General features: G+C 58.0%; 9 protein-coding genes. All 9 read right to left on the reverse strand.

Annotated elements, in window-relative coordinates:
• Positions 1-89: 89 nt before the first annotated feature.
• A complete protein-coding gene (locus tag Q7U71_08070) occupies positions 90-1,712 on the reverse strand; it encodes a Na/Pi symporter (protein ID MDO9391713.1) in 1,623 nt (540 codons plus the stop codon).
• 159 nt (positions 1,713-1,871) lie between these two features.
• Entirely contained in the window at positions 1,872-2,345 is a 474-nt protein-coding gene (locus Q7U71_08075) for an SPOR domain-containing protein (protein ID MDO9391714.1), read from the reverse strand.
• Between the two features lie 136 nt (positions 2,346-2,481).
• Positions 2,482-3,552 carry a mannose-1-phosphate guanylyltransferase gene (locus tag Q7U71_08080; GenBank protein MDO9391715.1) on the reverse strand — a complete coding sequence of 357 codons (1,071 nt, stop codon included), beginning with the start codon at positions 3,550-3,552 and terminating at the stop codon, positions 2,482-2,484.
• Positions 3,553-3,719: 167 nt separating this feature from the next.
• Positions 3,720-5,177 carry a DUF6029 family protein gene (locus Q7U71_08085; protein MDO9391716.1) on the reverse strand — a complete coding sequence of 486 codons (1,458 nt, stop codon included), beginning with the start codon at positions 5,175-5,177 and terminating at the stop codon, positions 3,720-3,722.
• Positions 5,174-6,676, reverse strand: a complete 1,503-nt coding sequence (locus Q7U71_08090; GenBank protein ID MDO9391717.1) for a hypothetical protein — start codon at positions 6,674-6,676, stop codon at positions 5,174-5,176. Before Q7U71_08090 ends, Q7U71_08085 begins: the two co-directional genes overlap by 4 nt.
• A gap of 4 nt (positions 6,677-6,680) precedes the next feature.
• Entirely contained in the window at positions 6,681-7,211 is a 531-nt protein-coding gene (locus tag Q7U71_08095; protein MDO9391718.1) for a TlpA disulfide reductase family protein, read from the reverse strand.
• Positions 7,208-9,100, reverse strand: coding sequence for a FlgD immunoglobulin-like domain containing protein (locus Q7U71_08100; GenBank protein MDO9391719.1), 1,893 nt, complete (start codon positions 9,098-9,100; stop codon positions 7,208-7,210). Before Q7U71_08100 ends, Q7U71_08095 begins: the two co-directional genes overlap by 4 nt.
• A 41-nt stretch (positions 9,101-9,141) precedes the next feature.
• On the reverse strand, positions 9,142-10,560 hold the full coding sequence (gene glnA / locus Q7U71_08105; protein MDO9391720.1) for a type I glutamate--ammonia ligase: 1,419 nt from the start codon (positions 10,558-10,560) through the stop codon (positions 9,142-9,144).
• A gap of 25 nt (positions 10,561-10,585) precedes the next feature.
• Positions 10,586-11,433 (reverse strand): thiamine-phosphate kinase (thiL, locus tag Q7U71_08110; protein MDO9391721.1); only part of this gene is annotated, 848 nt, incomplete at its 5' end.

Raw genomic sequence — 11,433 nt, forward strand, 5'->3', positions numbered from 1 at the left:
GCCAGGTCCAGGGTTGCCATGGGCTGGCGGTGGATCTCCCGCAGGTCGTACAGGACCTCTTGGGAAAAGGCCAGCTGACCGTCGATCTTTTACCGGACATGGACCCAGATGTTCTTGCTGATCACATCCCCGATGTGTTCCAGGTCGTTGACCACATATAAGAGTTTGATCCCCCTATTCGACTGGTCTCCCGAAAGCTCCTGCTGGGCGATCTTGGCCACATAAGGCGTGATGGCCTCCTCCAGCAGGTCCACCTTGTCGTCTTCGTCAACCAGCTGCTGCTGCAGCAGGCTGTCGTTCTTCTCCAGGGCTTCCATGGAACGGCCCAGCATTCCCTTGACTATGTCGGCCATTCGTAATATCTCCTGGGAGACCTGTCCGATGGCCAGGGACGGGGTTTCCAGCACCCTTTCATCCAGGTACTTCGGCCCGAAGGCTTTTTGGCGGTCCAGCTGATCGGGGACGATCCGCCGCAGAAGTTTTTCGTAAGGAACCAGGAAGGGCAGAAAGATCAAAGCCGCCGCCAGGTTGAACAGGGTGTGGGCGTTGGCGATCTGCCGGGCCGTCTCCCCCCCCATCCGGACCACCAGGGCGGTGAAGGGGTTTATCAGGATCAGGGCCAGCAGCCCGGCCCCCACCTTGAAGATGGTGTGGCCCCAGGCCACCAGCACCGCCTCCTTGGTCTGGCCCCAGGCGGCGACCAGGGCGCTGCCGCAGGTGCCGATGTTGGCCCCGATGATCACCGGGATGGCGGCCGGAAGCGGGATCAGGCCCTGAAAGGCCAGGGTCAAGAGTATTCCGATGGTGGCGGCGCTGGAGTGGACCAGCAGGGTGAAGGCCGTGCCTATCAGCACCCCCAGCAGCGGGTTTCCGTCCAGGTGCAGGAACATCTGGGTGAACCAGGGCAAAACTTTCAGCGGGGCGATGGCCTCGGAGGTCAGCTTCAGCCCGAAGAATATCAGCCCGGCCCCGAACATTATCTGGGGGTAATAGCGCCAGGCCTTTTTGCCGGCGATGGTCATCAGCAAAAACCCCAACGCCACCAGGATCAGGGAATAGTCCGAAAGCTTGAAGGCTATCAGTTGGACGGTGACGGTGGTGCCGATGTCGGCCCCCAGGATCACCCCCAGCACCTGGCGCAGGCCGATCAGCCCGGCGTTGGTCAGCGAGACCAGCATCACGGTGGTGGCGGTGGACGACTGGATGATCACCGTCACCAGGGCCCCCACCCCCATCCCCATCAGGCTGTTATCGGTCAGGCTCCACAGCATCTGCTTTAATTTGACCCCGGCCGCCTTCTGCAGGCCCCGGGAACTGAAGCGCAGGCCGAACAGGAACAGGGCCACTCCACCCAAAGAACCAAGCAGGGCAAACAGCCACCAGTGGGGCAGAAAAGAGTGCAAAGTAAAGGTCACCCTCTGCTCCGGACCGGCGGCCAGCCAGGCGTTGATGTAGACCGGCTGGGGTCCGGTATTGGAGGTCGCCCGGCACCGGGCATATCCCTGGACATCGGTAATGGCCTGGGCGCTGTCCAGCCGGGCCGCCTGGCCCCCGGCCACATCGAACAGAACTTTGACCCCGGACAGCGGTTCCCCTTTGGCATTGGTGACCTGGACCACCAAAGGCTGGTCGGCCGCCCTCCCGGCCACCACCACCTGCCGGTCGCCGGAGACATCCTGTCCCATGGGATCGGCGGCCTTGTGCAGGATCATCTGTGAAAAGCCCTGGCCGGCCATCATCAAAAAGGCCGGCAGCAGAAACTTTAGATTCCTGATTTGTATAAACCGGATACTATAAGGAAACCAGGAAGGACATGAATAATCTCTTGGTTTCATAGGTTCCTTATAACTTATTATTGGGGTTGCCGGATATCAGCGGGTCAGGTCCATCTCCACTACGAACGATCCCTGGTAGCCCAAGGCCTTGGCCCGGACCTTAAGATTGTCGGCATCCTGGCGGGTCAGGCAGTTTCCGGCCTGCACCTTGTAATAGGGCAGGGCTTCGGCGATGTAGATCTGCTGGTCCTTGAACTTCCAGCGGGCTTCCTCGGCCACCCGGCGGGCGTTCTCGATGGAGCCGGAGACGAACAACTGGACCCGCCATCCGTATACCTGGTTCACCGGGCCCTTGCTGCCGGAAGGTATTGTCATCCCGGAGTTATCCTGCGGAACCGGGGCTTCAGACTGGGGCGCCGGGGCCTGGGCGGCCGGCTGTTCCGGGAACGGCGTTTTGGCCGGGGCCTCGGCCACCGGCTCGGCCAGGGGCTTTTGAACTTCCTGCTTGTTGCCGAAACATCCCGCGAAAAGCAGGGGCAGGGCCGCAGCCAAAAGGATCTTGTGCTTCATCTAACTGGAACCTCCTGTGCTAAAATGCAAATATGTGAATGAGGATGCCGGGTATTTTTCCCTGGATCAGATCCCCTCGTGCACCCGGGCCTGAAGGGATCTGTAGTTACTGCCTTGTTTATGAGACAATGGTCGGTTAAATATATTTATCCCCGTCGGGCATTTTCTTCAATTCCTCCAGCACCTTTCGGACCTCCTGCACTTTGGACCGGTGGCAGACCAGCACCGCGCCCTGGGACTGGACTATGATGATATCCTTGAGCCCCAGCGCCGCCACCATCCCGTCGTCGCTGTAGACCAGGTTGTTCTGGGAATCTATGGCCAGGCAGTTCCCCACCAGCACATTCTGGTGCTGGTCCCGGGGATGGAAGCGCTCCACCGCCTCCCATGAGCCAAGGTCGTCCCAGCCGAAGTCGCCCTTGATCACCGCCACCTTCTCCGCCTTCTCCATCACTCCGTAGTCGATGGATATCTTTTCCACCTCCCGGTAAAAATCAGCGAACTTCTCCTGCCCGGCGCTCAAGCCCCCCAGCTTCTGCCAGGCGTTCAGTTTTTTATGCAGTTCCGGCAGATGCTTTTCAATCTGCTCCAGAATGGTCTTGGCCTTCCAGACGAAGATCCCGCCGTTCCAGTAAAAGTAACCGCTTTTGACGAATTTGTTGGCCGTGATGGCGTCCGGTTTTTCCCGGAAACTTTTGACCACGAAGCAGGGAATGCTGCAGTCGGGAAGCATTTCGCCCCGCTCGATGTAGCCGTAGCCGGTCTCGGGCCGGTTCGGCGCGATCCCGATGGTCACCAGATAACCCCGCCGGGCCAGGACCGCCCCCTGCTCCAGGGCCTGCTGGAACCTGGGCACGTCATTGATGAAATGGTCGGAGGGCAGCACCATCATCACCGCCTCGGGATCTTCCCGGGCGATCTCGGCGGCGGCCACGGCAATGGCCGGGGCGGTGTTCTTGCCGGACGGCTCCCCGATCAGCCGGGGTCCGACGATGCCGATCTTTTCTATGGATTTCACCAGGTCCTCACCGGTGACCACCCACTGCCTCTCCACCGGGGCCAATGACCCCACCCGTTTCAGGGTCTCGCCCAGCATCGAGCTTTGACCGGTCAGGGTCAGCAGCTGCTTGGGCATGTTGCTGCGGCTTTTGGGCCAGAACCGTTCCCCCCGGCCCCCGGCCAGGACCACGGCATAAAGATTGTCCATCAAGCTCCTGTTGTTATATTGAAGTAGACTGTGAAAACTAAACCTGAATTATTCTCGTTATAATTATCATACTTAACATTTTTAGCCACAGAAAGCACATAAATCACAGACTATTTCTCAAGTTCGATTTTTGTGTCCTCTGTGCTTTTTGTGGTTAGGCAAGTGTCCTAAAAACTCAACTGATAGGAGGCTTTCATTCCACGAAAAGAGGGTTCATAGCGGCAAAAGCCGCCGGAGCAGACCAGCCCCCCCTTGCTCTGTCCGGTCGAAGCCGTCAGCTTTTGCCGGCCCTGATCCCATTGATAGGAGGCCCCGGCTTCCCCCCACCGGTCCTGGTCCTGATACTCGGGGACCTTTTGGCTGGCCAGGCTTCCGGACCCGTAGATCTGAATATCCTGTCCGGCATTCCAGCTCAGGTCCAGGGAATACTCGGTGTATTTCAGTCCGCTGGAAAAATAATAATTGTCATAGAGATCGGCCCCGGCCTTAAGGGTTAAAGAACGGCGGCCGTCATAACGCCAGGCGCCTCCGGCCTTTCCTCCCTGATAATATTTTTGTTTGAGGTCGGGCTGAAGATTATCCTCGCGCCGGTCCGCCAGTTCCAGGGACAGGTCAAGGTCTTCCCCGGCTTTCCACCGGCCCTCAAAATATGCGTCCCGCCATTTCTGGCTGAGGCGGGGGGACCTGGCCTGGGAATAATTGGCCGCCAGCTCCAGCCCTTCCCAGGGTGTGGCGGTGATGTCCAATTGCCCGCCCTGTTCGTCATAGCCGGCGTTCAGCAGGCGGCCTTCGCGGTTGCAGGCCGGCGGGGCATTTAGCTGGTTGTCAAAATCCCGGTAGTTTTTAAGGTCCAGAGCCAGGGACAGGCCGGAAAGGTTGAGTGAACCCGCGGCATACAGGGCGTGTCCGTTCACATCCTCGATCCCGATCCAGCCCCAGGTGGCATCGTAGGTGCCGTAAGTGCGGCGGGCCAGATACTCGGCATACAGGTCGGCCGGGGCCCAGGCCCAGGACAGATGCCCGCCGTAGTATTCTTCCGCCGCCTTGCCAAAGGAGGGGTCGCTGGTCTTTTCCCCGGCGTTGGCCCGGAGGTAGATGCCCCCCAGGGCCAGGGAATTCAGCGGCATCAGTTTGATCTCGGTTCCGGCATAGCTCCTGGCGCTGTCAATCCAGTTGAGGTTCTCCCGGATCCTTCCGGCCAGGGCTTTGGCCTCCAGCCAGTCCCCCCAGGATGATCTGACCTGAAGGCCTTCAACATCCCGGTCGATCTTCACTTTCTCATCGGCCACGCAGCTTAAGGAAAGCCCCCGCCCTAAAGTGCTGTAAAAATTGCCGGCGGTAAGGTTCATGTTTTCATTTTTGACCGACAGGAATTTCCGGGAAAGTCCGCCGTAGAGCACCGTGTCCTGCCAGGATTCCTGGTCAAGCAGCAGCCGGGCCCCGGTTTCCAGCTCCCAGCCGCTTTTCAGGCTTCCGGCCAGGCGCAGGTCAAGGATGTTCTTATAGCTAAGGGCCTGGCCGGGCTGGGCATCCCAAAGATAGGCCCTTTCGGTGCCGGTGAACTCGATCCCCGGAGCGGCCTTAAAGGCTGCCAGAAGTAATGTCGCGGCAAGTATCTTCTTCATTTCAAGGTCACATCCGCATAGAACTTTATCAAGCGCTGTAATGTCGGATCGGCCTTGGAGGTGGCGATCAGGGTGCCGTAGATCGGGCCGTCGGTATTGCTGCCCAGATGGACCACCAGGGTGGCCAGCGAGTCTCCGGCGGCGATCATTCTGGTGGTATAGGGAATGGGATAACAGAGCCCCGTCAGGTTGCAAAGTGATTTCAGGGTAACATTGGGATGAAGCAGGCTGTCCGGAACGTCAAGGATCAGGGAGTCGCCGACGGTACCGGTGTTCTTCAGTGTGAAACGGAACTCGGCCTGGCTGTCAACGGCAACGGTTTGCAGGGTCTCCGGCGCGGTCAGGGTAAAATCATATACTATGGACAGGGCCACATTAAGATGGAAATTAAGGTACTGCTTTTGGGACGGGTTGTGCTTGGGATACGCCACCAGAGTGGCTGTTTTATTCCCGATGGTGGAATCGCTTAAGCGGAGGACATAGCTGGCCAGGGAATCACCTGGGGCCAGGAAACCGGTCTGGGCAGGAAACCCGGAAATGATTCCGGAGGAAGTGTTCCAGAGCGATCCGGCAATGGTGGCCGAAGAGGAGCTGTCGGAAATCTCCAGGATCAATGTATCCCCGGCGCTGCCGGTATTGCGGATGACGAGAGGGAAAAGTGCCAGGCTGTCCTTTTTCACGTCGGCCATGGTATCGGAGGCGGTTACTGTAATATTGTAGGCCGCCGCGGCCAGGCTGAGACTGGCCGACTGCAGCACCTCTTTGGTGTCATAGCTTTGGACAAAGGCCGCCAGATGCAGGCGGTTCAGGTTCCACGATGGATCCGGGGTAATGGACCCGTCCCTGGTAAAAGTGTTTCCGTAATTCAGGGAAATAGCGGTTCCCTGATTGTCTGGGATTATCTGCCGGGCCACGTACCGGTGGAGACTTACACCATTTGGAGCAATATAGGAAATAGGATCCTCCATCACCACCAGCAAAAGCCTCAGGTCGGTCTGGGTTATGCTTTGCTGGGGCGTTATCTCCAGGTGATAGTTGACGACCCCGTTCTGGGTTTGGCCGGTCAGGCTGATGGTGATGGGGCTTTTTAAAAGCAGGCGGTTATTGAACGCTGTTTTATAATCCTGATAAGTGCCCTGGAATTCAGTTGCTCCCCCAAATATAGTTATACCGTCGAAAACCATTACTGGTGGGGCATCAATGCCATAAAAACCAGCCCTCAGACCAACTTGATCAAAAGCAAATGGATCCGTATCCCCCGGATCAGGGAAATGGTACTCTATTAAAGTTGCATCAGTCCCAGCATCCGTAGCCAAGGCCTCCGCCGCGCTGTCGGCGATGGGGCAATAGGTGCACCAGGTGGCGGTAAAGAGCTCCAGCAGAACTCGCCGGGGAACTCCGGTCTGCTCACCGGCCTTTTCGGACGGGGTCGGCAGTTTCTTTCCGCATCCGGCTAGGGCCGCCAGCAGAACTAAAGTTATTATGTGCTTCTTCGTCATTCTATCACTTTGATTCAGGTGCGGCCAGGGTGTCGCCTGGGGCCGGGCGCCGGATGATCTTCATGATCTCCTCTTCCAACAATTTCTCGTCCCCCGGCTTGTACCCCAAATGCCGGTAAATGATGTTGCCCTGCCGGTCCAATAGGAACAGTCCGGGAACATCGGTCAGGCCAAAAGCCTTCATGGCCTCCTGCTCGGGATCCAGGGCCACCGGCAGGGTGATCTTTTTCCCGGCCAGCAGCGAGCTGACCTTCTGCCGGTTCCTGGCTTCATCGATGCTGACCGCCAGAAATCCGATCCCGCTGTCGGCATAGACCTGATAGTATTTCTGCAGGTGCTGCAGCTCCTCCTGGCAGGGATGACACCAGGTGGCCCAGAAGGAGATCACCAGCGGGCCCTGCTCCAGCAGCTTTTCCAGCACCACTTTTTGCCCGCCGGGTGTTTTAAGCTTAAAGTTTAGGGCGTCGACAGTGCTGGAAAAGCCCAGAAAGAATAACAGTCCGAGGGAAAATATGATCGTTTTAAAGGTTCTCATTTTACCAAAATCAGTTTTTTGGATAGTCTTCCTTCAGCGGTCTGCAGGCTGTAAAAGTAAACTCCGGCAGCGGCCCTTTTCCCCTGGTTGTCGGTGCCATCCCAGGTCAACTGATACTTTCCCGGAGACTGCTTTTCATTTGCCAGGGTTTTTACCAGCCGGCCGGTGATATCATAGATATTCATTTTTACCGTCTGGGTAGTGGATATCTGGTAGCTGATGGCAGTCGCTTGGGCGGTGGGGTTGGGGTATGAATTGAACAATTGGATGGCTACTGGACCGGCGATCCTTTGCGGTTCGCCCTCTATCCCTGTCTTCAGATACCCGTCGATGGCAATGTCGTCCACCGACCAGCCGTCCGCCACATTAATGGTGTCGGTTACCAACCGGAACCTGAGCCGGAAATATTTCTTGCCGCAGTAATTGGTGATGTTGGCCGTTCGCATCTGCCAGGATCCGACCGAGCCGTTGTAGCCCGTTACTAATGTGCTCCAGGTGATGGCGGCGCTGTCGGTGGCCACCTCGGGGCGGCAGTAATCTCCGGCCAGCACGTCGTACTTTTCGTACCAGGTAAGAACCGCCGATGAATAGCCGGTCAGGTCCAGGGGATTCAGCATCCGGATCCAGCGGTTCTGCTTGTTGGCATAGTCGCCGCCCTCGGCGTTGGTGATGCAGGTATTGAAGCTGTGGTATTCCGCGGTGGTGGTATCCCAGTTGATGCCGGTGGTATAAGCGGTGTAACCGGCCAGCCAGTTGCCCAGCCCGCTTTCAAAATCTTCGGTGTAGATCACCGCCGGAGTCCCCACTGTGAACTGAACCGAGTCGGTGACGGTCACGATTTCGCCGTAAAGGCCGCTGTATATCCTTTTGTTGATGTGGATGGTCACCAGGTGCCCCTCCGGCATGTTGGCCGAAGCTTTGACCCCGATCAAAAACGGTGATGAACTGTTGTTGGCGGAATCCCCCGGCGCCATGCTGCCGATGCTAAAGAGAGTGTTGCTTAGGGTGATGAAGGTGTCTGCCGTGACCGCTTCCACCTCGGCTCCGGTGCCGGCGGCATAAAGGTCCTTTACCCTGACCGACAGGTCAAGGGTTTCACCCGGTTCGTAGTAGCCGTCCCCGTCCCCGTTCTCGGTCAGGGTGTAGCCCTGCTGGGCCAGGCAGGCCCCGTAAAGATGCGAGCCCTGGATTATCTGCTTGTCGGCCCTCTGGACGAAAGCCGCGAACTGGCATTTCCCCAGCACCCAGGAGGGGTCTATGGTAAAGTTGCGGACGAACATGGCGCTGTCTCCGGCCGGGATGGTGAAGACCTGGCCGTTCTCGTCGGGGATCATGTCCCGGACCGTATAGTCGATCTCTGTCATATCAAACCACACTTCCGGAATATTCCGCTCCATGACTGCGAAGTGCAGGGTTCCCGACTCGGGGGTTATATTCGTGTTCCTTATTTTTACGACTACCACTCCGGTGCGGGTTACCAGGTCGTGGGTTCCCATTATCATGGTTAGCTCAAAAGGACTGGGGACTGTTTTGTGAGAGTCAAACATCGGGCGGTAGTAATCATACATTGTAGTCGTAGTCCCCCCGACAATACTGTCAAGCCCGCCGAAGATTACCGTCGGGAATCCCGGAACCATATCACCGTAATATTCAATCCTGCTATTCACCTCCGTGCTAGCATAAGGGTCCCCAGAATGATATGCCAGCACTAGCAGTGAATCTCCTGTTTCTTCATGTAATTGTTCAAGCCCCCTGGCAGCACTCGGGCACCAAGTGCACCAGGTCCCGGTGAAATCCTCGGCCACCACCACCCGCTGGCTGGCTGCCAGGTTCGCCACCGCCACAAGCAGTATGACGATAACTGCGGACATTGTCTTCAGTTTTTTCATTTGGACTCCTTTCCCGGTTTTTGTCTTTTTTGTTTTTAGGGTCAGCAGTCGTAGTAAAGCTCGTATTCATAGGGGTGGGGCCTTAGGGCCAACGCCTCTGATTCCCTGCTCTTCAGCTGGGTCCAGACGTCAATCAGGTCCTTGGTGAACACGCCACCCTGCAGCAGGAACTGGTGGTCGCGGCGCAGGGCGTCCAGCGCCTCGGGCAGCGAGGTGGGCAGGGTGGGTATCTTCTCCAGGTCGGCCTTGGACAGGCTGAACAGGTCCTTGTTCAACGGCTGGCCCGGGTCAATCTTGTTCTTGATGCCGTCGATCCCGGCCATCAGCATGGCGGCAAAGGCCAGGTAGGGGTTGCAGGTGGCGTCGGGCGGGCGGAACTCGTAGCGCATGGTCTTGGGGTCGGTAAGGTATCCGGGGATCCGGACCGCCGCGGTGCGGTTGCCCACCGAGTAGGACGACCTGACCGGGGCCTCGTAGCCCGGCACCAGCCGGCGGTAGGAATTGGTGGAGGGATTGGTGAAGGCCAGCAGGGCCGGGGCGTGCTTAAGCAGGCCGCCCAGATAATGCAGGGCCAGGTCGGACATGTTCACCAGCCCGCCCTTTTTGTAGAACAGGGAATTGCCGTCCTTGGCCAGGTACTGGTGGACGTGCATCCCGCTGCCGGGCTCGCCGAACAGCGGCTTGGGCATGAAGGTGCAGGCCAGCCCGGCCTGGAAGCAGGCGTTGCGGACGATGTATTTGACCAGCATGGCCCGGTCGGCCATCTTGGTCAGGGTGTCGAACATCACCTCGATCTCCATCTGCCCGGCCCCGCCCACCTCGTGGTGGTGGTATTTCACCGGGATCCCGCACTGCTCCATGGTTTTGCAGAGCGAGGAGCGGAAGTCGAAGAACCTGTCATGGGGCGGGGCGGCATGGTAGCCTCCCTTGTGGGCGATCTTGTTTCCCAAATTGGGGTTCTCTTCCTTGCCGCTGTTCCAGTGGGCCTCCCTGGCATCAACCTCAAAAAAGCTGTGCTGGGCCTGGTTCTGGTAGCGGACCGAGTCGAACAGGTAGAACTCGAACTCCGGACCCCAGAAGCTCTGGGGGGCGTAGCCGGTCTTGGCCAGGTACTGCTCGGCCTTCTCGGCGATAAAGCGGGGATTACGGTCGAACTTCTCGCCGGTGGCCACGTCTATCACCTCGCCCAGGAAGGATAAGGTGGGCAGCTTGGCAAAGGGGTCCATGAATCCGGTATCGGGTGCGGGGATCACTATCATGTCCCCGGCCTTCACCTGGGTGAATCCGGCCACGCTGGAGCCGTCGAAGCCTATGCCCCGGCCGCGCTCAAAAAGCTCCGGCTTCAGCTCGTGAGAGGGAACCGTTATCTGGTGCCATTTCCCCAGCAGGTCCACGAATTTTACCGCGACAAATTCCACCTTGTTCTTTTTAGCCATGGCAAAGATCTGCTTTAAGGTCATTTTTGTCTCCCGCTTTTTTAAGGCTTTAAAAATGTGTATAACCCTGGTTTGTTAATTTTTCTCTTTGGCCGTTTTGGACTATGATGCTGACCTGACCGCCTTTGACCACCTGGCCGATGATGGTGCAGGCCGTTCCCTGTTTTTGGATCAGGGCTCTGGCTTTTATGGCTTCCCGGGGCGGCAGGGTGAATAGCAGCTCATACTCCTCCCCGCCGTAAAGACAGTATCTTTGGGGGTCGCGCCCCAGCATCTTCCCGATGACCATCGCCTGCTCAGCCACCGGCAGGGCCCCCTGGTCTATGATGATGCCCACTTTGCTAGCTTTGGACAGGTGGTGCAGTTCCGAGGCCAGTCCATCGGAGATGTCTATCATCCCGTGCAGCTTGAACCGGGAGGCCAGCAATATTGCCTCAGCCACCCTGGGCTCCGGCCGCAAGTGCTTCCGCACTAGTTCTGATTTTTTATTTTTGATTTCTTGCCCTGAGCGGAGTCGAAGGGTTGATTTCAGCAATTCCAGCCCCGCCTGGCTCCCCCCCAGCTCACCCGTCACCAGCACCGCATCACCGGGTCTGGCTCCGGAGCGCAGTCCGGTATTCTTGGGATCACATTCACCCAGCAGGGCCAGCGTGATCGAAAGCTCCCGGCTTTTGACGATGTCGCCCCCGGCGATGACGACCCCGTGTTTTTTTGCCAGCGCTTGCATTCCGGCATATAGTTGGTCTATTTGCTTGACGTTGGTTTTTAAAGGAAGCGCCAAGGTGACCAGCGCCAGCAGGGGGGTTCCCCCCATGGCCGCGATGTCGGAAAGGTTGGCCGCCATGGCCTTGTATCCCAGGTCAAAGAAGGAAGTGTAGCTCAGGTCAAAGTGCACCC

The sequence above is a fragment of the bacterium genome (genome assembly GCA_030655055.1).
GTDB lineage: Bacteria > Edwardsbacteria > AC1 > AC1 > EtOH8 > UBA5202.